Here is a 22,429-nt window from a genome sequence, read left to right on the forward strand (position 1 = left end):
AAAACCCGGTTTCTAGACCCCCATATCTTAATTATGCAAAATCCCCGCCAAATAGCCTTTCTCGCACTCCGCGAAGTCCACCGCCGAGGTGCATTCGCAGATGCCGCCCTCGATCGCGCTTTCAGCAATTCTCAACTCAACGACCTCGATCGGCGTTTAGTCACAGAATTAGTTTACGGTAGCGTCAGGAGAATGCGATCGATCGACTTCATCATCGACAAACTAGCCACCAAGAAATCCTCCCAACAACCGCCCGAACTCCGCACCATCCTACATTTAGGCTTATATCAACTCGAATATCTCAACCAGATTCCCCCCTCCGCCGCCGTCAACACCACCGTTCAACTAGCAAAAGAAAACGGGTTTTCAGGACTCAGCAGTTTTGTCAACGGTTTGTTGCGAGAATATACCCGTTTAACCCCCCCAACCCCCCCTTGCCAAGGGGGGGCTAAGAGTGTTGCAAATTCCCCTCAGCAAGCAGAAACTAAAACTACCTCTAACTCCCCCCCTTACCAAGGGGGGGCTGGGGGGGGTTTTAATTCCCTAAAATTACCCGAAAACCCAGTCCAACGCTTAGGAATTATCCACAGTTTCCCCGACTGGCTAATAGAATTGTGGATCGAACAAATAGGCGAAACCGAAACCGAACAACTCTGTGAATGGTTCAACCAATCCCCCACAATTGACCTGAGAATCAATCCCTTAAAAAGCTCGATCGCCCAAATTGAAGCTGCCTTCAAAACCCACAACATCTCAACTAGCAGAATCCCACAGTTGCCGCAAGCATTAAGACTAAATGGCAGCATCGGCGCAATTCAAAACCTTCCCGGATACAGCGAAGGTTGGTGGACAATCCAAGACAGCAGCGCTCAATTAGTCACCCATTTACTAGCGCCCCAGCCAGGGGAAACTATCATCGACGCCTGCGCCGCACCGGGGGGAAAAACCACCCACAGCGCCGAATTAATGCAGGATGAAGGTACTATTTATGCCTGCGACAAAACCGCCAGCAGACTCAAAAAACTTAAAGAAAATGCAGACAGACTCCAGATGAAATCCATTAAAATTCATACCGGAGACAGCCGCCATTTCCCAGAGTTTGTTAACCTCGCAGACAGAGTTTTACTAGACGCACCTTGTTCTGGCCTCGGAACCCTCCACCGCCGCGCCGACGCCCGCTGGCGACACACGCCGGAAAACATTCAAACACAATCCCAACTGCAATCGGAATTGCTAGCAAATGCAGCGACATTTGTCAAGCCCGGCGGCGTATTAGTTTATGCAACTTGCACAATTCATCCGTTGGAAAATGAAACAGTTATTCGATCGTTCTTAGACAGCAATCCTCACTGGCAAATAGAACCCCCAACAATTGATTTACCAGTACAGCCATCACCCGAAGGATGGGTGAAAGTGTGGCCACACAGACATCACATGGACGGCTTTTTTATGGTGAGGCTAAAGCAATTGAAAAAAAACTAAAGTCCTTACTACAAACCGATAGTTTAATATCCCGGTTCTTGATAAGCAGGCTCTTGATAAGCAGGCTCTTGATAAGCAGGTTCTTGATAAGCAGGTTCTTGATAAGCAGGTTCTTGATAAGCAGGCTCTTGCGGTGGGTAATACTTCGGTTCAGGATTAGGATTATAAGGCACGATCGCCCCATCCTCATTCACAATCATCCCGCGAATAATCCTCTTAGGCTCCACCGGTTTTGCCTTAATACTGCCCTTGCGACCCTCCAACTTCGGCAACTTCGGAAACTTCTCAACGGGCATTCCCTTAACAGCTTGACTCATAAAATCGCGCCAATTGTAGGCAGCCGTACCGCTAGTTCCCCAAGTCGGATAATTATCATCATTCCCCAGCCAAACCCCAGTCACCACCTGTGGAATGTAACCAATAAACCACAAATCCCTGACATTTTCCGAAGTACCGGTTTTGCCTGCTACAGCGCGATCGTTTAAAGCCGCCGGCCCCCCCGTACCGTCTTGCACAACACCCTCCAACATCCAAGTAGTAATCGCAGCACTATCCTTATCCAAAACCCGCTTCGGTTTAAAATCAGCCTGATAAATCACATCTCCCCGCTGATTAATCACCCGCTTAATTCCGTGGGCTTCAATAAAATTTCCTTGGGCTGCTAAAGTACCGTAAGCATTGGTTAACTCCAGCAAATTCACCTCCGAAGAACCCAAAGCCAGGGAATAAATCGGACTCAATTTCGACTTAATTCCCATATCGTGGGCTACTTTTATGGCCGGTTCAAAACCCACATCCATCAACACCTTCACAGCTACGACATTCACCGAACGTGTCAAAGCATCCGAGATCGATCGCCAACCGCTAAATTTTTTGCCATAATTATTCGGTTGATAGCCGTCGATAATAATTGGTTCGTCTTCGTAACCGTCATAGGGAGAAAAACCAGCCGCCATCGCCGCGGCATAAACCAACCCTTTAAACGTCGAACCGGGCTGCCGCAAAGCCTGGGTAGCACGATTAAATTCACTTTCCTTAAAATTTCCCCCTCCTACCAGGGCTTTAACTTCCCCAGTCTTAGTGTCCATAGAAACTAAAGCGGCCTGTTCAAAACCCTGACGGCGGCCATCAACTTCGATCGCATCTTTAACCACCTTTTCCGCTATTTTCTGCCACTTCAAGTCCACCGTCGTCTCAACAGTCAAACCGCCAGCTTCCAAAGCATCCTGAGAAACATAGCGCGGCAATTCCTTCCGAATGTAACTAGCAAAATAAGGTGCGACTACTTTAAATCGCTTCGGCGGACTTGGTTTAACGGCAATAGGTTCCGCCATCGCCTCCTTCGCCTCAGCCTCTGTAATTACCTTTGCTTCCTGCATTTGTTGCAGCACAAGATTGCGGCGTTGCTTAGCAATATCAGGATTAACTAAAGGCGAATATTCGCTCGGTGCCGGCGGCAAACCCGCCAAAGTTGCCATCTCTGCCAAAGTTAATTTATCGACTGTTTTGCTAAAGAAAACCAAAGCTGCATCTGCCACTCCGTAGGCATCCGAACCCAAATAAACCAGATTTAAATATCTTTCTAAAACTTGGTCTTTACTCAACTCCCGCTCTATTTTCTGAGCTAAAAGAGCTTCCCGAACCTTCCGCCTAATACTTCTTTCCTGATTAAGAAAAACAACGCGAGCCAATTGTTGCGTAATTGTACTGCCGCCCTGCACTAAATCTCTCGCTATCAAATTAGAAACAATCGATCGCACAATACCTTGATAATCCACCCCGCGATGTTGGTAAAAACGGCGGTCTTCTATCGCAATAAAAGCTTTAACCAACAGTTCGGGAATTTCTTGAAGTTTCAGTTTATCTCTAGTTGCAGGCCCCGACTGCAACAAAATCGTATTATCTGCCGCCTTAATTGTCAGCGTTCCGTCGCGGTTAAACGCTGACAAATCGTTAACATCCGGCAAACCTTTGTCTAATGTGTACAAAATCCATAAACCGTAGATTAAAGCGCCCCCGCCTATACTTGCCACACCTAAACTTATCCAAAATCTAGGGCGGCGGGGGATACGTTTTTTAGTATTTTCCTGCGGTGAGCTATTTTCCTGTAGTGCCGTATTTATCTGCAGTTGGGTGTTCGGCGATGCGCTATTTTCCGGCAATTCGCTACTATCCGATTTTTGGGGTGATTTAGTTCCCAGCAAACTTAATCCCGGCCGCAACAATTCTTTTCCCTTGGTTTGCAAGCTGGTAACTTGAGGTTCAATTTCCAACCAAGCAATTAAGCGCTTCAACCCTTGCCAATTGCGCTTGACTATTGGATATCGAGCGTATTCTGGCTCTAAATATTCCGACTCTAAATATTCTGACTCTAAATATTCTGACTCTTCTAGAGGCGCAGCATCTTCTGATACCACATACTCGGATCGCTCATCCTTTTTCCGTGGATAAAATTCCGCCTCTGATTCCGGCGAGTTGAGCTTATTACCCTTCGCAGCCTTCGGCGGTTCTCGATCGGAATTACCGCTTATTGCGTTAGTGACTTTGCTCAATGTATCTTTGATATTTGAGAAAAATTCTGCCACGTTCAGACCTTCAAACCTCATCAAGTCCGATTAAAAATTAAAAATTAAAAAAGCTAGCCTTCTTCAATTCTTAATTTTTAATTCGACATTTTTTCTTGAATAACACACGCTGCCTTGAATTAGCTTTTTTGAATTAAAAACTTTTTAATTCAAAACTAAAAATTCAAAACTTTTCTTAACGCTGCAGAACTTGGTATTTTTTTGAGAGGTGAATTAGATTTTTTGAATTCAAAAATTTTTAACTCAAACCTCAAAACTCTGCTTAACTCGCATGACCCAGTGCCAAGGCTGCTACCAGCATACCCAAAACCAGGAAAGGCTGAGCACTTGCCTGATATTTAACATCATTTTCCAGGGGATTACGCAAAAAGTACATATCCTGAAAAGTAATTTGGGGAATTATCAGCAGCAGCAGAATGACAGCGTAAAGATTTTGGTGGATGCTGATCAGGTAGCCTGCAATCCCAGCTTGAAAGATGTCGATCATCAAAACGCAAATCCAAGCTGCGGTGCTGATGCCAAACATCACTGGCAAAGATTTTAACCCTAATTGCCGATCGCCCTCAACACTTTTGAAATCATTGACGATCGCAATCCCCAGCCCTGCCAAACTGTAAAACAGGGTCAAAATCATAATCGTCGGATCTAGTGTACCAAACAAAGCTTGACCCGCCCACCAAGGCAGGGCAATGTAGCTAGCACCCAGGGCATAATTTCCCAACCAGCCATTCTGCTTCAGTTTCAGCGGAGGCGCAGAGTAGATATAAGCTAGAAACGCGCCACCGAGAGTCAAAACAGTCATTATCGGGAATTCATGACCCGCCCACAAGTCTAGAGCATAAGCCACCCCAATGCCAGCCGCTAATAATACCAAAATTTGCGTTACTACTTGGGGAATCGAGATGATACCGGAGGGAATCGGACGGTAGGGCTCGTTAATGGCGTCGATTTCGCGATCGTAAAAATCGTTCAAAGTTTGAGTGTACCCGGTCAGCAACGGCCCTGACATCAACATACAAGCTGCTGCGATCAAGAAATTCTCTAAGTTCCAAACATAGTTCCCAGAAGACGCAGCCCCGCATACCACGCCCCAAATTAGGGGAATCCAGGTAATCGGTTTCATCAATTGCAAGCGAATCTTCCAGATAGAAGTTTCTCCGCTAGCGGCCCCTTTCATGCCCAACAGTTGCCTAGTTTTGGCACTGCGGTTTTCGGTAGCAGCACTTTCCGGTGCAGCTTCTGGGGAGATTTGGGATGGAGGAGAGTCAGACATAATGTGATGTTAGCGGTACTGCTACTATTGCGTCGTTTTGCATTTCAATAATAATTCAGATAGCTTACCACTGATATTTAAGGCAGATTCTTGAAAACTTACCCTGGCTTGGAGTTGATGCTAAGGAAAAGTAGGAGTTTCACAATATATTGAGATATCATTTTTTTGTGGAAATGTCAAGAGGATAAATACTTTTTTTATAATTTCGCTGAGGCCGCCTGCAGGGGGAGATTTTTTACCAGCAGGTGCATTTAATGTCAATTACCATGAGGCGATCGAGTTTTTTGCCATACTACCCTTGAATCATCTCATCTGGCAGAAAATCTGGCAAAAATTCAGAATCTAGAACCTCGACAGCAGTGTAGATACATAATTTCGGAAACGTCTCTACAAGCAATCCAGTTTCAGCGCTTGCTTGTTCTGCTGCATCCGCATAGCATTGAGCCAATACCTCTTCAAGATATGGTTTGAGACTGGGGGAATCTTTCAGAGCTTGGCGAATGTGTCTGCGATGTTCGACAATGCTGCCTTTCCAACTACCGCTTCTTTGATCCGGTTGAAATTGCCACTTGAGCAAGTGCAGGAGAATTACCACCAGATTACTCTCTAAACTCCGGCGTTCACTTCGCCCCATGTCTTCTATTTCTGCAATCAGATTTTCCCAGTCGATGTTTGAATAGTCACGAACCCGCAACTTTTCCACAGTGGTTTCCATCCATCTCAGGTAATCTGTATCATACAATTTTTGTGGTTCAACTTCTAATTTTGTTGTCATAAGCTGTTCGTGCTAACAACTGAAATTAACAAATATGGCGATAGGAATCAAAAGGCAGTCCCGTCCGTCGCTTGACTTCGACAACTGATTTGTAAGCGCCTTTTCTCTGCCTTTCTCTAACTATTTTTTCCGCAACATATCGATCTAAACCGCTGGCTATCAACTCTTCCGGCGAAAGAATATTTAACCGTTTCCAAGTAAACTGCAATTCTTTTTGATAATTGTAGCTGAAGCAAATCATCGGGGCGATTCGTCTGACGTGACTTTCGGGAACTCCGGCTATTTCTGATAACTCTTCGGCGTGGGTAAAAATGTAGCCTTCGTTTTGCAGAGATTCAATATCGTTGGCGTAGACGATCGGCAAACCCAAGATTCTGACCATATCGTCTTTGGTACACTCGTTAATATCTATTTTGCCGCGCACGTTTGCTAGTTCTTCGGCATTTGTCGCAGTTGCAGGAACCAGTAAGCCTCTAGGTGCGGTTTTGATCAGATAGCGCTTTTTCAAACTAAAAGCAGTAACAATTTGAGCGATCCACACGATCGTACCCAAATTAGTTGAAGAAGATACCGCTAGTGCTGCTAAAGTAATTGCAACACCCCATCCCATCCAACTACGAATATTTGACTTTTGGCCTGCATAGGCGATCGCCAATCCGCCGAAGTAGGGAATAAAAGCATACCACACCCAATTTGGAGTTTGACGCAGCCAGTATAAATCTTGAGACACTTTAATTTTATCCTTAAATAATTGTGTTCTCACACTTTCTTATTTCACTCCCACTTTTTTAATAGTGGGCTTCCTTCTTCCTTCTTCCTTCTTCCTTCTTCCTTCTTCCATCGAACTGACATCCGTTACATCCGAAGAAAGCTAATCCGTTGCCGAACTTCCTTCTTAATTACAATTCTCGCAACAGTTTTTGGCGTTTTTCTTCATATTCTTCGGCGGTAATTGCGCCCATATCGTAAAGTTTTTTCAATTCGCCGATCGCCCCGGTTACATCTTTTGCCGCTCTGAGGGCATACCCCGACGGCAACATGCCACCATTGTACTGAACCTGAAAAGCTTGTTCCGACATCAGCAGCAGGCCGATAAAATCGAAAAATGCGAGCAGTGACGGAATTAATGTCCAAGAAAATAGCAAGTATAATACCCCTGCTAAGTTATTGCCCAAATAAAATTTGTGAACTCCGAAACCTCCTACAAAGAAAGCTAACACAACTGCTACGGTTTTATCTTTTACCATTTTTACTTTCCCCAGTTTTTTATTTTAACTTCTGCGATCGACCTTTAACCCTCGACCTTTAACGATCGAGCTAAGTAATCTTACTAATTTTTACTCATTTATTTGGGTTTTTGCGAAACTTAGACATCGCAAAATACAGCAGAACGATACCGACTTGAGCTTGTAGAATGACCAAGTAGCCTCTCAAGAAATAATTTAGTTCGCTGCCTGAATTGAGAGAAAATATTAAAATGCCCAAGGCTGCGTAGGGTGCGAAACGCATCCAACTCGGCGTTCCCTCTAACTTGTGGCTATTCAAATTGCTCATTGGGTTTAAGCCTCATCCTAAATTAAAATTTAGCTATAAATTAGCCGGATTGTCAACTTCCGTTTGGTGCGATCGCCCGCGCCAGTCTCTCAATCATCAGCCCACAAGATATTACTTCCATGTTAAACCAGGTTTTTCCGCTAAAGTAAGTGACTGGGGCGGGTATATCTGGATCTGTGGCTGATATTACAGATTAGGATGAACCCGCCCCTAATGAAATTCCGGTTATTTTACCGGACTAGATATCAGGGGCGCACCGATCACCCTAATGCTGTGTTTGGCAAGAGTCGATCGCCCCCACGAAAACTGTCAAAAAAACTCGGTTAATTCACAATTATTAACAACCGCCCGAATTAACTCGCGCCGCCGCCCAAAAGAAACAGACTCAGGAGAGTACCGCTGTTCCAAAGACTGTGGAGAAGCATAGGAGCAAGGAGATTGCGCGATCGCGTGTACACAAACCCCAAAACCGCACCCAAAGTCGCCAAAGGCAGAATCTCAGAAACACTCAAGTGAGCCACAGCAAACAAGAAAGCAGAAGCTGCGATCGCCCCCCAAACAGGCAAATAGCGAGTCAGAGAAGGCAGCAGAAAGCCCCGAAACACGATTTCCTCAAAAACCGGAGCCGCGATCGCAGCAGTGCCGAAAAACACCGCCAAAGCCACGTTGTCCCTACCTTCGAGAACGATCGGCAAAATCGGATTACTGCCACCTTGTCCCTGCCAGAATTGCTGATTGATCAGCGACACCAAAACTACCAAAGGCAAAGCAACAAAATACCCGCCAAATCCCCACAAAAACCAATTTCCCCGCAAATTAATCCGAAACCAACCTTCAGGCAAAGGCAAAAAAGACTTGACCGAAAAATACAGTACCGAAAGCCCCCCAGCCGACAGCAACAAATAAGTCGCAAAGATATAAAAAGCCTTGTCGCGCGGGTCAAAAGTAGCAGGATTGAGTTTTAAAACAGCCAGAGAAACCGGCAGCAACAAATAGGGAATCAAGATTTGGCCGACAAAGAAAAAGCCGACCACAAGTACTTGCCAAACAATCTCACCGTCCCAAGGCACATCCCAAGTCAAGCTCGCATTTCGCGCCAACAGCGGGCCGGAACCTGCTGTATCTAACTGCTGCCGCTGCAACAACCACTGCACCGTCAAACCAACCAACAAAACCGTGCCAATACAAAGTGCGATCGCCGGAACGCCAACTATAATTGCCAACTTTTCTACAGCTTGCTGGGCCATTACTTGCTCTGCTGCTTGCAGGGCCACCAGCTCTTTAGAACGTTCTTGCAGCTTGTAAAGTTGAGCGAGAGCGCGATAGCGAAACCAGCCATCCAAAGACTTTTGAATGCGCGGCTCGGCATCCGGCAGTAGTTGAGCCGGATTGCTCCAAATTCCAGTTAAAACTTGAGCAGTTACCACCGAAGAATCGTCATCACTTTTAGTTTTGTAGCGCTCAACTAAATTTGTCCAAGTTTGGATAGCCACCTCAGTTTTGCCACTGCTTGCCTGCAAAATTCCCAATCGCAAGTCAAGTTCGTTTAGCAGCACTGACTGTTGATTGATCGACTCTGACGCAGCCTTATTTGGAGCCAAATTCAGAGTATTATCCTCAGACTTAGAGGCGATGGCAGACTGAATTTGTTTAACTTGTGCTTGAGTTGTTTCGAGAGTTTTGCGAGTCGAGTCTCGCGCTTCTTGATATTGCGTCAAAGCCGTATTTAAAGGATCTGCACCGACAATATTGTTGCGCGCCGAACTTAAATTAGCACTCTGATTATTTTCTCCTTGCCACTCCGAGGCGTGCAGCAGCAAATTTGTCTGGTAGAGTTCCAGCCGACTTTGAATTTGCGGCTGATTCCAACTAGCAAGTAAAGATAAACCGACCAGGGCGATCGCGATCGCCGTTAAAATACCTAAAATAACCCGCTTCAGTGTCATTACTGCTTTTCCGTCCCGCGCGAATCCGTGGCTAAATCTTTTCCGTCTTTAATCATAGGTCGTTGCAGACGAGAGTATCCCGACAACTGGTAAAATTTCACTGGCTCATCTTTTTGACTCGCCTCAACAAGACTCACGCCACAAATCCTTGACTCGCCATGTATGGGTAAGGCGTGCACCGCGCACCCGAAGCGCGGTAACAGGCTAAATCTAAAATCTAAAATCTAAAATCTAAAATCGAATGACTCGCATTATCTTAGTCCGTCACGGCAAAAGCACCTACAATCAAGAACGCCGCATCCAAGGCCGCCTCGATAAATCAATTTTGACAGAAGCAGGCCGCAACACCGCCCTGCAAGTAGGCGACACACTCAGCAGTATCGCCTTTGATGCCATCTATACCAGTCCCCTGCAACGCGCCAAAGAAACAGCGGAAATCATCCTGTCGCGCTTGACAAATCCGCCACAACTCCAGCCAACTGATAATTTGATGGAAATCGATTTGCCTCTGTGGGAAGGAATGTTGCGTCAAGATGCGATCGACAAATTCCCCGAAGCATATCAGCAGTGGCAAAAACAGCCAGACAAATTTTCCATGAAACTGCCATCTGCTGACGGAGAAATTGAACACTTTCCCGTATTGGCAATTTTTGCTAACGCCCGTCATTTTTGGCAAGAACTTTTATCGCGCCACCGGGACGGCACAATTCTAGTAGTAGGTCATAACGGAATCAACCGCGCTCTCATCGCTACAGCGTCGGAAATTAACCCGAATTACTACCAATCTATTCAGCAGTCAAATTGCGGCATTAGCGTCCTTAATTTTGGATATTCCCCTGTTACCACCGACGAGCCAGGAGAGCCAAAAAAGAAAGTTCCAGTTCAATTAGAATCCCTGAATTTAACTTCCCATACCGGGGAAATTTTTCCCAAACCGAGGGACGGACACCAAGGCCCGCGCTTGTTGCTGGTGCGTCACGGCGAAACCGACTGGAATAAAGCAGGTAAATTTCAAGGGCAAATTGACGTACCTCTCAACGATAACGGCCGCGAACAATCCCGGCGGGCGGCAGAATTTCTCAAGGATGTAAAATTAGATTTTGCGATTAGCAGTTCCATGCTGCGCCCGAAAGAAACTGCGGAAATTATTCTCAAGTATCACGGCGGTTTGCAACTGGAACTGCGCGATGACTTGAGAGAAATCAGCCACGGACTTTGGGAAGGAAAATTTGAATCAGAAATCGAACAATCCTATCCGGGTTTGCTAGCAGAATGGAAAACATCTCCTGAAACAGTGCAAATGCCGGAAGGAGAGAATTTGCAGCAAGTTTGGCAGAGAGCGATCGCAGCTTGGCGCGAAATTGTACAATCTGTTTCTGGTACTGGGATTGTAGTTGCTCACGATGCCATTAACAAAGCAATTCTCTGCCACCTATTCGGTTTGGAACCAGAACATTTCTGGAAATTCAAACAAGGAAACGGAGCCGTTAGCGTGATTGATTATCCCCACGGCCCCGATGGTTTGCCGGTATTACAAGCGATGAATGTCACAACTCATTTGAGCGGCGGCGTTTTTGACAAAACAGCAGCCGGAGCACTCTAATTAGTAAAGTGCTGAGCGCGAACCCGTAGCGGAAGAAACGCCCACCGCTACGGGTTCGCGCCTGAAAAATGTTTGAATTTGGATAACAACCGCGCCCGACGCTTAGGAAGTTCTTAATTCCTGAAACTAATGCCGTGGATTGCTTCTTCCATGTTCCTGACATCCATTACATCCGTTACATCCGTTACATAATCCGTTGCCGAACTTCCTTCTTCCTTCTGTTATATGAGCCGCGAACTGCTACAAAATGTACGAGTGCTAGATCCAGTTTCAGGGAGCGATCGCATCGCTGATACTCTAATTACCGAAGGCCAGATCGAAGCCATTGCAGAAAAAATTGCTGAGTTTCCCGCTGACACCCAAGTGCGGGATTGCCAGGGACTGATTTTGGGGCCGGGGTTAACTGATATCTACAGTCACAGCGGAGAACCGGGCTTTGAGGATCGAGAAACCCTGGAATCTTTGATGCAGGCTGCAGCGGCTGGGGGTTTTACGCGAGTGGCGATTTTGCCGGATACCTCGCCACCTGTTGACAATTTGGCCGGTTTAGCTTTGTTGCAGCAACATATCCGCAATTTGCCGCCCGGGCTGCCCAGCTTGTATTTTTGGGGAGCGCTGACAGCGGGCGTTAAAGGGCAGCAGATGGCAGAGTTGGGCGAGCTGGCTTCCTGTCCAGTGGTGGGTTTTGCAGACGGTTTGCCGCTGTCTAATCCGGCTCTGGTGAGGCGTTTGCTGGAGTATATCAAGCCTTTGGGTAAGTCTGTGGCTTTGTGGCCGTGCGATCGAACTTTGGCAGGAAATGGCGCGGTGAGGGAGGGTGCGGTGTCGGTGCGCTTGGGTTTACCTGGAATTCCGGCGAGTGCGGAAACTTCGGCTTTGGCGGCAATCCTGGAGTTGGTGGCATCTGCGGGCACAGGAGTGCACATCATGCGTGTTTCTACAGCGCGCAGCGTGGAATTGATTCGGGATGCGAAGGCGCGGGGTTTGCCGGTGACTGCGAGTGTGACTTGGATGCACTTGCTGTTGAATGTCGGGGCAATTTCAGGAAATTCTAAAGATGCCGGCGGGAAAAATGCTCTGACTGCTTCGTTGCCCTATGATCCGAATTTACGCCTAGAACCGCCGTTGGGGAATCTCAGCGACCAATTAGCGCTGATTCAAGCTGTGAAAGATGGCGTAATTGATGCGATCGCAATCGACCATAATCCGCATACTTATGAGGAGAAAACTGTGGCTTTTGCTGATAGTCCGCCCGGGGCGATGGGCTTGGAATTAGCTTTGCCTTTGCTATGGCACGGACTGGTAGAAACTGGCGAATTTTCAGCTTTAGAACTGTGGCGAGTGTTGAGTACCAGGCCGGCCGTTTGTCTCGGACAAACCCCCGCCACGGTTGCACCGGGAGTCTCTGCTGAGTTGATTTTGTTCGACCCGCAAATGAGTTGGACTGTTGACGGGCCAAGTCTGAAGTCGCGATCGGCAAATACGCCTTGGTTGGGACAGCAATTAGCGGGAAAAGTTGTACAAACCTGGATTAATTGACAATCAAGCAATTTGGTTAGGGACTCCCGGATTTATCAGTTCTCAAATCTCAAATCTCAAATCTCCAATGGATTGACCGTTGGAATTGGGAATTATTTAACGAACCGCGAAGTCGCGAAGGGCGCGAAGAAAGAGAAAGAAGATCAAGAAGAAGATAGGTAATTTGGTACGTGGAAGCTTTGGATCAAGCCGGGTAAATATATGATTGCTGTTGTTCCTTCGTGGAATTCCCCACCGCTAGACTTGACATTGGATCTGGGAGAAATTCATGTTTGGCGCGTCTCTCTGACTCAAACAGAATCTTGCTTGCAAACTTTAGAAGAGACTCTCTCTACCGACGAGCGGACAAAAGCCGAGGGTTTTCACTTTCCCAAAGGTCGATCGCAATTTATTGTCAGTCGTGGGGTACTCAGAGCGATTCTGAGTCGCTATCTTAACATAAATCCTCACATTTTGCGCTTTGACTACAATCCCTACGGCAAACCCTCTATCATCGCCGCCCAAGGTGGAAATACCCTGCGTTTCAATTTGTCTCACTCAGGAAACATTGCTCTAATTGCGATTACCAAAAATCGAGATATTGGTGTCGATATTGAAGGTATAAAGACCAATTTTTCTTGCATGGAAATTGCTAAAAAGTTTTTTTCACCCTTAGAATACTCTGTGTTGCTTTCGCTTCCAGAACATCTCCAACCCAGAGCTTTTTTCACCTGCTGGACTCGCAAAGAAGCCTATATCAAAGCAGTCGGTAAAGGACTTTCTATTCCCCTGAATCAGTTTGATGTCACCCTCGCACCAGGAGAACCTGCCGCGCTGTTAAATGTTGAAGACAACCCTGAAGAAGCATCGAGATGGTCTTTAATGGAATTAATTCCGAGTTCAGATATGGTGGCGGCTGTTGCGGTTGCGGGAGATTGCTGGAAACTTCATTGTTGGGAGTGGACGGGGGAGTTTTGATTTATACTGAGATGTTGCACGCTTCGCTTTTTATGAACAGGCTTTCGGGCCTGTTCCACAAGAAAATTCTTTGTGGAGCAGTCATCTTGCCTGTTTTTGACAATGGTGCAATATCTCAGTTGATACCGATCGCCCAGGGTAAAAGAGAACGGCAACAATCGCTGGAATATCTCTACTGGTTGCACCTCCAAGCTATTGTATTGCCCACCCTCCATAGACAAAGAAGGACACAAAAATGTTGTGTCCTTCTTTGTCTATTCGACTGCAATTTACCACCCTACAACTGATTTAATAATTTAACCAAATCGATAGCCAAACCCTCGTACCGTAATGATATATTCCGGTTGGGCCGGATCTATTTCCAACTTTTCGCGCAGCCAGCGGATGTGAACATCAACTGTTTTGCTGTCTCCGATAAAATCTTGACCCCAAATTTTTTCCAGCAACTGATCGCGGGACCAAACTCGCCGGGGATAACTCATAAATAGTTCTAGTAAGCGAAACTGTTTAGGAGAAAATTTCACTTCCAGACCACGAACCAACACGCGGCACTCTTCAGGATACAGAGTTATGCTCTTATATTGCAGCATCATCGGTTGTCGCAACTGACCGAGGCGCTGGCGCCGCATCAGCGCCCGACAGCGAGCGATAAACTCCCGCATTCCAAAAGGTTTGGTCAGATAATCATCAGATCCGGCTTCGAGGTAAAAAGCGCAATTGTTGGCACTTCCTCTAGCACCGATAATCAAAATAGGGACGGGATTTCCTTGATGCCGTAACATTCGACACAGATCCAAACCGTTAATTGAATCCATAATTAACAGGCTAAAGGCAAATTCACCGTGGTATGACGAAGCAGCTTGTACAGAAGGCAGAGCGTTGCGCCCGTCGCTAGTAACCACCACCTCGTAGCCCTGTTCTTTAAGGGCTAAAGCTAGCATTTCCCGCAACAGATCTTCACCTTCCAATAACAAGATACGGCCGGCTTGTCCAACAGCCAGCCTTGAAGGACTTTCGCTTAATTCAGCAGAAGACATAAATATCAGTGGGAGTTATGTTTGTATGTAGCTAGCGCTCGGTGTCTTCTTCAGTAGCTGAGACACTCTCGCGCGGAGATCGCTTGTACGATCGCCAGAAAGTTCGATCGCTTAGAATCTTTCGCCAGCCCATCCTACAGGCACGCGCTCGACCTTTACTACTTGCTCGTGTAAGGAATACAGCCGTAGAGCAGTTGCCGGAACCGCGCTGTCTGCCTGCGTCCAGGCCTCAGAAGTCTGGTCATTTTTCGGGGTCGGTGTTAATTTCATAAAACATTGCCCGCTGTTAATTGACCACGTAACACCCAATCTAGAGGGATATGCTTGTTATACTACTCTTAAAAGGTTATTAAAAGGTAAAGTTTTGGCCATCAAGTGGTTAAATTATTAACGTTAAGTAATATAACGGTAAAGTTGCGATCGCACTTTAAGAGCTTTTTTTAAGAATACAATAATAAGTTGCTCCAAATTCCTTATTCTTCCCGTGCCGGCTACGATCGACAATAGCAAGTAAAAATTCTGTAGACTGCCTATCATGTTGCTGCATTTGAGTACCTGGCCCGAGGTAGAAGCTTATCTCGAAAGCTCGCGAGGCATAATTATCCCGATCGGCTCCACCGAACAGCACGGGCCCACCGGCTTGATCGGAACTGACGCCATTGCTGCCAAGGCGATCGCCCGCGGTGTCGGTGAAGCTGCCAATGCCTTAATCGGCCCCACAATTAATGTCGGGATGGCTTTGCACCACACCAGCTTTCCCGGCACAATCAGCTTCCGACCGCAGACGCTAATACTGGTAATCAGGGATTATATCACATCTTTGGCAAAAGCGGGATTTGAGAAATATTTCTTCATTAACGGTCATGGTGGCAACATTGCGACAATGAAAGCAGCATTTTCCGAGACATACGCGCATTTATCAGACTTGCATTTACCAAATGCCGATAAAATTCAGTGTCAAATCGGCAACTGGTTCATGTGCGGTTCAGTTTACCAACTAGCAAAAGAATTATACGGAAACCAAGAAGGTTCCCACGCCACCCCCAGCGAAGTCGCCTTAACCCAGTACCTTTATCCAGAAGCAATCAAGCAAGCTCCGCTTTCGGAAGAAGTCGCTTCCGGGCACAAAATTTACGGTGCCGCTGATTTCCGCCGCCGATTTCCCGACGGGAGAATGGGTTCAAATCCGGGATTAGCAACCCCCGAACACGGTCAACAGTTTTACGAATTAGCAGTCAAAGAATTGACTAATAATTATTTGGAGTTTTTAAGTTCCGATTAACGTTTTTTCTTCTCGTTACCAGGAAGCTCCTGGTAACAAGAAAAAATCTCAAACTATTCTATAGTTTACAGTTATGAGTGAGTCAGCGACATGATATTTCATCTGTCTAAAAAAGGCTATATCTCCCGATTAACCACCGGGAGAATATCAAAACTATTCCACAATCCAAGGAGTTAAACAAGGTGTCCAAGCACTCAATTCTTCTTCCTTGAACCAAAGGCTAATTTCCGCACGGGCAGTCTCGACAGCATCAGAACCGTGAATGAGATTACGGCCGACATTGACGGCAAAATCGCCCCGAATTGTCGCAGGTTCTGCATTCAGAGGATTTGTGGCGCCAATGATTTTTCTCGCCGAGGCCACAACGCCGTCGCCTTCCCAAACCATCGCCACTACAGGGCCTGAAGTGATAAAGTTTACCAATCCAGCAAAGAATGGTTTTTCTTTGTGAACATCATAATGTTGTTCCGCTAGTTCGCGACTCGCAGTCATCAGCTTCATACCAACTAGCTTAAAGCCCTTGGCTTCAAAACGACCGATAATTTCGCCGACGAGTCCGCGTTGTACGCCGTCGGGCTTAATCGCTAAAAAAGTCCGTTCCAAGATTAACTCCTATAATTGTGTTAACTGATCCAAAAGATAGAGTAACTCAGAACGCACCTAAAGGCAATTCTGAGAAGGGGAAATTGTCATTTGGAGACTTATGACAGCAGGAAGAAGGAAGAAGGAATAAGAAGAGGGAAGAGAAAAGAGGGAAGAAGCAATAAAACCAAGGCTTAAAGAAACCGGGTTTCTCAGAAAAATTTTTGTTGAGCAGCGATGAATCTGCAAAGAAACCTGGTTTCGAGACTCCTATGCGTCTAGGACTGATTTGCATGGATCACCGCGATTTTGTAAAAAGCATTTTTTAGCACTGCGAGCAGAATGAACACTCGCCTATTAAGTTAATCAGCTTTAAATTATCGGTCACTAAATAATCAAACTCTTGTGGGGTGGTTTTGAGCAACGATAGAAATATGCAATTTAAATGTAGAACATTTTATCTCTAGGGAACAAGATGCTCGAACTTCGGGCACAATATGATACAAGTCAATCGATTTTAGATTTTAGATTTTAGATTTTAGATTTTAGATTTTAGATTGGAAGCATTGACCCCACGGATAAATTCAGGGGCTGGCTTATCGGATACAGGTTTTTTATTTTTCCGTCCTGAGTCTGCTTTCGGAATGAATCCGGGGGCTTGTATCTGGGATGCTTTCCGTCACAATTTGCTGTGACTGCAAACACTCTTACCTATGATCTCAAATACAAATATGTATGATAATAAACACAATTATTTTGGCTCGAAAATATAGATAATTAACTGAGGTATGAAGATTATCTTGACAGCAAATATTCAGGCGAAAAAAGTATGAAAGCCATTGTAGCATTCATTGAACCCAAAAAGCAAGAGTTTACCAAATTGCCCTTGTTTGACTTTCTAGCCAACAAACACATTCACGCGAATCAACGACTAATTTTTGCACCTGTACTCGCTCCTTTGGCTGTGGGATTGAGCGATTTAAATAAATATGTATTGCGAGAATCTTCTAGTAATAACAAAGTTCAGGAACTAATTAATAAATATACTTATAAAAAAAACTATTACTGGCACGACTATCTAGAATACCTAGAGGAACTGGGCTTAAATCAATTAATAAGTTACGGCGACTTCAGACTGCTTTGGGGTGAAGAAACTAAAAAAACTCGCTCGCTTTGTTCAGTGATCGAACGCTACGCTTGGAAAGCCTCTCCCATTCAGAAACTGGTGTTAGTGGAAGTCCTCGAAGGAACTGCCCAAGTTTTTTTTGAGGCAGCGCTAGCAGTGGTAATGGAATTACAGCAAATTAACCAAAAAGAATCTGTTGATTTTGGAGGAGGTTATGGGGGTTTAGAAAATTATCACCTTTTAAACACGCCAGAGATGCTGGAAGTTTTAGCAGAGATCAAACTTACAGGTGCGGAATACCAAGCAGCTTTAGAATTAGCACAAAACTTATTTGAACTGTTTACAGAAGCGATGAACGAGCTGTTCCAACACAGCCAAACAAATTCTTGCAAGACTGTGCTGCAAATATCCCCAATTTCTGCCTTCGCTCATTGCCCGATCGACTGTCTCGATATTTGTTAGTTTAAACAATCACTAAATTATCTCGGTGTACCGCCGTTTCTACGCCTGCATAGCCTAAAATCTCAGCAATTTTTTCTGACTTGCAGCCCTGGATTTGTCTCAGTTCTAAACTGCTATAATTCACAAGTCCTCTAGCAATTTGCTTGCCGGCTGCATCGCACAACTGCACGGAATCATCAGCTTGAAATTCTCCTTCTACTTGAGCAATACCCGCAGCTAAAAGCGATTTTCCACCCTGGGAAATTGCCTTGACCGCACCCGCATCTAAATATATTTTTCCTGCTGGAATTAGCACGTTAGCTATCCAGTGTTTGCGAGCGTTTACAGGGCGCGGTTGAGGCTCAAATTGAGTGCCGATCGACTCTCCGTTGAGTATTTTATCGATATTACCAGGAAAGCAGCCGTCAGTGATAACAGTCCGCACTCCCGATGCAGTTGCTATTCTCGCCGCTTCAATTTTTGTCACCATTCCGCCTGTTCCCCAACCGCTGCGGGAATCTCCTGTTTGCACCTGAAATTCTGTGAGCTGTGCCATACTTTGGACTAGGGCGATCGGCTGCGCGTCGGGATTGCTCCGCGGATCGGCCGAATACAGCCGATCGACATCTGTGAGTACAAACAACCAATCTGCTTCTACCAAACTCGCTACTAGCGCCGAAAGCGTGTCGTTATCGCCAAATTTGAGTTCGTCTACCGCTACTGTATCGTTTTCATTGACGATCGGAATCACTCCCAATCTGAGCAGTTGCTGAAAAGTATTGTAAGCATTAACATAACCATTACGCTGCACTAAATCGCCCCTGGTGAGCAATACTTGAGCGATCGGCTGTTGCAGAGTAGTAAACAAGTCATCGTACACCCGCATCAGCCGCCCTTGGCCCACAGCCGCCACAGCCTGTTTCATAGCAATGTTTCGCGGGCGTTCCGTCAAACCCAAGCGCGCGCAGCCAACTCCAACCGCACCGGAAGAAACCAAAACTACTCGATGGCCTTGCTGCCGCAAATCAGCTAAAATTTCGACCAATGCAGCAATAGTTGAAAGAGCTAAGTTTCCCGTAGTCGATCGAGTCAGAGTCGAAGTTCCAATTTTAACAACAATAGTTTTAGTCATTAGTCAGTAGTCATTAGTCAGTAGTCGGTAGTTATTAGTTATTAGTGATAATATCATTTCCAGTAGACATCTCCAATAATTATTGTGGAACAGGCAGGATGCCTGTTCAAAGCTGGCTTTTCTGGAGATGTCTAGTTGATTATAACCAATACTGTAGGGGCGGCTTCACCAAAATCTATGATTCACGTCGTGGATATTTATAAACCCGCCCTCCGCATTAATAGCTAATGACTAATGACTACTGACTAATGACTACTGACTAATCTTTAATTTTCAGAGAAGCCCCCAAAGCTTGAGAAACCCAAACTTCAAAAGAGCGCACCGGATACTTGCGAAGCGCATAGCCAGCATCAACCATTGGTTCCACTAAAATAGTAAACATACCCAAACGATTGCCTGCTAAAACATCAGTAAAAAGTCGATCGCCCACCATCGCCACCTGTTCCACCGGCAAATTCATCGCATTAATAGCCCTTCGCAACTTGCGGCGCGACGGCTTAGCCGCACCCGTGATGTAAGGTAGATTCAAAGACTCAGCAATCCGACCGATCCGAGTCTGACTTAAATTATTGCTCGCCAACCATAGCGATACTACGGGTTTTATTTCTTCCACCCACAGGGTGAGTTCAGGAGAAGCATTCATTGCTGTGATGGGAACGAGAGTTTCGTCCACATCCAAAACTAATCCTTTAATATTATATTCCTGAAGAATATCAGCCGTTAACTTCATGACTGAATCGCCTAGAACTAAGTCAGGCTGTAGTATTTTACCCCAAGTCATAATGATTTTAGATTTTAGGTTTTAGATTGACAAATAAGAAATTGGAAGTTAAAGATTAAAAAAGTAAAAAATCAAAAGTGAATAATTATTGCTTTTGCTTTGTGACTTTTGACTTTTTACTTTTGTATTAGTCATTGCCCATTTATTGAGTCGATCGCACTTTTTGGTCAACTTGAGCCACAGCAGCATTGTGTTCGGCCAGAGTGCGACTGAAAATGTGAGTGCCGTCGTACCGCGCCATAAAGTACAGGTATTCTGTATTTTCAGGACTCAGAGTCGCTTCCAGACTTGCTATTCCCGGAGATGCGATCGGAGTTGGCGGCAAGCCTACATTGATATAAGTATTGTAAGGAGAAGGCGTTTCTACCTGCTTGAAAGTCAAAGGCTTCTCCTTAGTTTGCCTAATGCCGAGGGCGTATTCAACCGTAGGGTCAGAACCCAAGGGCATACCCTGATTCAGACGGTTGTTGAATACCCCTGAAATTCTATTGCGCTCGCTCGCCACCACAGCCTCTTTTTCCACAATACTCGCCAGCGTCACCCACTCTTTCAAATCCAGCTTAGTATTCTTCTGATTCTTTTGATAGATCGGCAAAGCCAACTGCTCGAAGCGACCGAGCATTTGCTTGATGACAGCTTCCGGGCTAATTGCATCTCCGTCTAGCTGATAAGTATCCGGGTACAAAAACCCTTCCAAGTGAGGCAATCCGCTCGGTAGCCAAGGGTACTGAGCGTAGGGAACTTGACTCGCCACCGCCATAAAATTTTTAGCCGGAAAAAAACCTTGCGCTTCAAAATAAGCGCTCATTTGTTGCAGCGACCACCCTTCTGGAATAGTGAAACTCTGCTGTGCGACTTCGCCCTTCCAAATTTTGTCAGCAACTGCACTCAGAGGCTGAGTAGGCGAAAGTTGGTAAGTTCCTGCTTTAAAACCTCCCTCGCGGTTTTGCAGAGTCAGCCAGCGGGCCCACATATTCCATGCCGAGCTCGATCGAATCAACCCCGCGGCCTCTAAATCCCGGCCAATTTTTTGACTGGGAGTACCCTCCGGAATTTGGATCGAAACAGCAGCATCCTCTGCCGGATTTCCCGATGAGGATGTGATTTTAGGTGGCGCCGAAGCCCAGCTCCACCAAGCCCAGCCCTGCCAAGCGCAAACCCCCCAGATTGCCGGCAGCAAGGCCAGATAAAACAACCATTTAGAGACTTGCGGAGTACCTTTTCGGCTCTCGCGCGTGCTGCTTTTTGTCATTTGTTCTTTATTCATAGTCCGTTGTCCTGGATAAGCGGCGGTTAACTAGCGACTAATGACTGATGACCTGCGATTGATGACCGAAAAGTTACGAATACAAGCCATTTAAAAGACCCAATTCACGCGGCTCAATTCAAAAGCCCGATCGCGAAGGCAGAAGCGGCCATCTAGAAAAAGTTCGATCGGGCGAGCAGTTTACTTTTTTATAAAATAGTAAAAAATTCTGCTTTTTGCCATCAGGCCTTGTGCCTGCAATTAATATCTAATCAAGCTCGTCAAAGAACTGGTCTTCCAGCATAGGTAACATCGGTTCCAGCCTTTGGAACTCTTCTTCTGAGAGCAATTCTGGCTTGCCGTCCTCATCCATTCTAGCCAAGATAAAGAACGGGTCTAAAGGCGTATAAATGGCATATTCCTGTTCTTCGTGGTAGAAACTGGTCAGCCACATCAGTTCCTCGAAATCGGACTCCTCATCTGGATCGACATCGGATGCCATATCCTCTTCTGGAAATTCCGGCAATTCGCCAACCACAGTCAGCGTCACCGCCGTGCGTCGGAGCGTCAAGTTCTGCTCTTGCAGGACCACTTTAGCGGTATCAAAAATTTTATCAATTTCGGTCTCGTCTTCTACAGGAATTGCGGCTTCGTCGTTATCGTCTCCGTGCCAGGTAAAAATTTCTACTGGCGAGTCAATTGGCAGCAGCAAAGCGTATTCTTCACCTTCTAGGTTCATAGAATATTCTATGTTGCAAGTCAGCGATCGCCCAACTTCATCCGTCAAGGTGACGGACTCTTCGTTGGAATTGCCATTCTCTTTTTTGCGGTATGGGGATGAGGACATCGCGTGTATCTTAGTTTTCCGTCAATAATTCAGTAACGTTGGCTTGACAATTGGGAATTTTCGTGGCGATATTCTGGCTAAGTGGGCAATCGCCAGTCCACAAGCTTAAACCGCGAGACTCGCGGCCTTTTCCACAGGCGAGGAGTGCAGCGGTTAAATCTCAGTCGAGTCAGCAAGCGACACTGAGGACAAATCACGATTTTGTGCTTCTTCAGTACCAAGGGTACAGCAGAATTTTCTC

The 22,429-nt window shown here is 45.9% G+C and carries 20 protein-coding genes; 6 read left to right on the top strand and 14 right to left on the bottom strand.

The features are described 5' to 3' along the window. The first annotated feature begins 33 nt into the window (after window positions 1–33). Entirely contained in the window at window positions 34–1,482 is a 1,449-nt protein-coding gene (locus tag Q5691_RS09455; protein WP_333344621.1) for a 16S rRNA (cytosine(967)-C(5))-methyltransferase, read from the top strand. Between the two features lie 23 nt (window positions 1,483–1,505). Here the strand turns inward: Q5691_RS09455 and Q5691_RS09460 are convergent, their stop codons facing one another. From Q5691_RS09460 to Q5691_RS09490, 7 genes are all read right to left on the bottom strand, one after another. Beyond that, window positions 1,506–4,088, bottom strand: coding sequence for a PBP1A family penicillin-binding protein (locus tag Q5691_RS09460; RefSeq protein WP_333214835.1), 2,583 nt, complete (start codon window positions 4,086–4,088; stop codon window positions 1,506–1,508). Window positions 4,089–4,329: 241 nt separating this feature from the next. Next, on the bottom strand, window positions 4,330–5,340 hold the full coding sequence (gene chlG, locus Q5691_RS09465) for a chlorophyll synthase ChlG (RefSeq protein WP_333214815.1): 1,011 nt from the start codon (window positions 5,338–5,340) through the stop codon (window positions 4,330–4,332). 292 nt (window positions 5,341–5,632) lie between these two features. After that, window positions 5,633–6,115, bottom strand: coding sequence for a DUF29 domain-containing protein (locus Q5691_RS09470; protein ID WP_333214817.1), 483 nt, complete (start codon window positions 6,113–6,115; stop codon window positions 5,633–5,635). Window positions 6,116–6,140: 25 nt separating this feature from the next. Beyond that, complete coding sequence (locus Q5691_RS09475) at window positions 6,141–6,878, bottom strand: helix-hairpin-helix domain-containing protein (RefSeq protein WP_333253885.1); 738 nt, start codon at window positions 6,876–6,878, stop codon at window positions 6,141–6,143. Window positions 6,879–7,014: 136 nt separating this feature from the next. Then, entirely contained in the window at window positions 7,015–7,362 is a 348-nt protein-coding gene (locus Q5691_RS09480; protein ID WP_333214819.1) for an NINE protein, read from the bottom strand. A 94-nt stretch (window positions 7,363–7,456) separates the two neighbouring features. Then, window positions 7,457–7,669: a hypothetical protein gene (locus Q5691_RS09485; protein WP_333214820.1), complete on the bottom strand. Its 213-nt coding sequence runs from the start codon at window positions 7,667–7,669 to the stop codon at window positions 7,457–7,459. Between the two features lie 353 nt (window positions 7,670–8,022). Continuing rightward, window positions 8,023–9,615: a type II CAAX endopeptidase family protein gene (locus Q5691_RS09490; RefSeq protein WP_333214822.1), complete on the bottom strand. Its 1,593-nt coding sequence runs from the start codon at window positions 9,613–9,615 to the stop codon at window positions 8,023–8,025. A gap of 241 nt (window positions 9,616–9,856) precedes the next feature. On the opposite strand from Q5691_RS09490, the gene Q5691_RS09495 reads away from it, so the two are divergent. From Q5691_RS09495 to Q5691_RS09505, 3 genes are all read left to right on the top strand, one after another. After that, complete coding sequence (locus Q5691_RS09495) at window positions 9,857–11,218, top strand: histidine phosphatase family protein (RefSeq protein WP_333214823.1); 1,362 nt, start codon at window positions 9,857–9,859, stop codon at window positions 11,216–11,218. 225 nt (window positions 11,219–11,443) lie between these two features. After that, the gene (locus tag Q5691_RS09500) at window positions 11,444–12,757 is read left to right on the top strand and encodes a dihydroorotase (RefSeq protein WP_333344624.1); all 1,314 of its coding nucleotides are present in this window, start codon (window positions 11,444–11,446) and stop codon (window positions 12,755–12,757) included. A gap of 201 nt (window positions 12,758–12,958) precedes the next feature. Next, window positions 12,959–13,714: a 4'-phosphopantetheinyl transferase superfamily protein gene (locus Q5691_RS09505; protein ID WP_333344626.1), complete on the top strand. Its 756-nt coding sequence runs from the start codon at window positions 12,959–12,961 to the stop codon at window positions 13,712–13,714. Window positions 13,715–14,010: 296 nt separating this feature from the next. On the opposite strand, the gene Q5691_RS09510 is transcribed toward Q5691_RS09505, so the two are convergent. After that, entirely contained in the window at window positions 14,011–14,751 is a 741-nt protein-coding gene (locus Q5691_RS09510) for a response regulator transcription factor (protein WP_333344628.1), read from the bottom strand. 111 nt (window positions 14,752–14,862) lie between these two features. After that, window positions 14,863–15,021 carry a hypothetical protein gene (locus Q5691_RS09515; RefSeq protein WP_333214829.1) on the bottom strand — a complete coding sequence of 53 codons (159 nt, stop codon included), beginning with the start codon at window positions 15,019–15,021 and terminating at the stop codon, window positions 14,863–14,865. A 265-nt stretch (window positions 15,022–15,286) separates the two neighbouring features. Here Q5691_RS09515 and Q5691_RS09520 point away from each other — a divergent pair, with 265 nt between their 5' ends. Then, window positions 15,287–16,033, top strand: a complete 747-nt coding sequence (locus tag Q5691_RS09520; RefSeq protein ID WP_333214832.1) for a creatininase family protein — start codon at window positions 15,287–15,289, stop codon at window positions 16,031–16,033. Window positions 16,034–16,186: 153 nt separating this feature from the next. On the opposite strand, the gene ndk is transcribed toward Q5691_RS09520, so the two are convergent. Continuing rightward, window positions 16,187–16,636 carry a nucleoside-diphosphate kinase gene (gene ndk / locus Q5691_RS09525; protein WP_333035325.1) on the bottom strand — a complete coding sequence of 150 codons (450 nt, stop codon included), beginning with the start codon at window positions 16,634–16,636 and terminating at the stop codon, window positions 16,187–16,189. An 808-nt stretch (window positions 16,637–17,444) separates the two neighbouring features. Between ndk and Q5691_RS09530 the strand changes: the two genes are divergently transcribed. Beyond that, the gene (locus Q5691_RS09530; RefSeq protein ID WP_333214425.1) at window positions 17,445–18,203 is read left to right on the top strand and encodes a hypothetical protein; all 759 of its coding nucleotides are present in this window, start codon (window positions 17,445–17,447) and stop codon (window positions 18,201–18,203) included. 1 nt (window position 18,204) lies between these two features. Here Q5691_RS09530 and proB read toward each other — a convergent pair whose 3' ends face one another. The 4 genes from proB to Q5691_RS09550 all read right to left on the bottom strand — a co-directional run bounded on the left by proB (window position 18,205) and on the right by Q5691_RS09550 (window position 22,188). Beyond that, window positions 18,205–19,314, bottom strand: a complete 1,110-nt coding sequence (proB, locus tag Q5691_RS09535) for a glutamate 5-kinase (protein WP_333214423.1) — start codon at window positions 19,312–19,314, stop codon at window positions 18,205–18,207. Window positions 19,315–19,573: 259 nt separating this feature from the next. Next, the gene (locus Q5691_RS09540; protein WP_333214421.1) at window positions 19,574–20,095 is read right to left on the bottom strand and encodes a YqeG family HAD IIIA-type phosphatase; all 522 of its coding nucleotides are present in this window, start codon (window positions 20,093–20,095) and stop codon (window positions 19,574–19,576) included. 142 nt (window positions 20,096–20,237) lie between these two features. Beyond that, complete coding sequence (gene mltG, locus Q5691_RS09545; protein ID WP_333214419.1) at window positions 20,238–21,362, bottom strand: endolytic transglycosylase MltG; 1,125 nt, start codon at window positions 21,360–21,362, stop codon at window positions 20,238–20,240. Between the two features lie 247 nt (window positions 21,363–21,609). Further along, window positions 21,610–22,188, bottom strand: a complete 579-nt coding sequence (locus tag Q5691_RS09550; protein ID WP_333214417.1) for a DUF3727 domain-containing protein — start codon at window positions 22,186–22,188, stop codon at window positions 21,610–21,612. Window positions 22,189–22,429 lie beyond the last annotated feature (241 nt).

It is taken from the genome of Microcoleus sp. w1-18aA5 (assembly GCF_036701705.1).
Lineage (GTDB): Bacteria > Cyanobacteriota > Cyanobacteriia > Cyanobacteriales > Microcoleaceae > Microcoleus.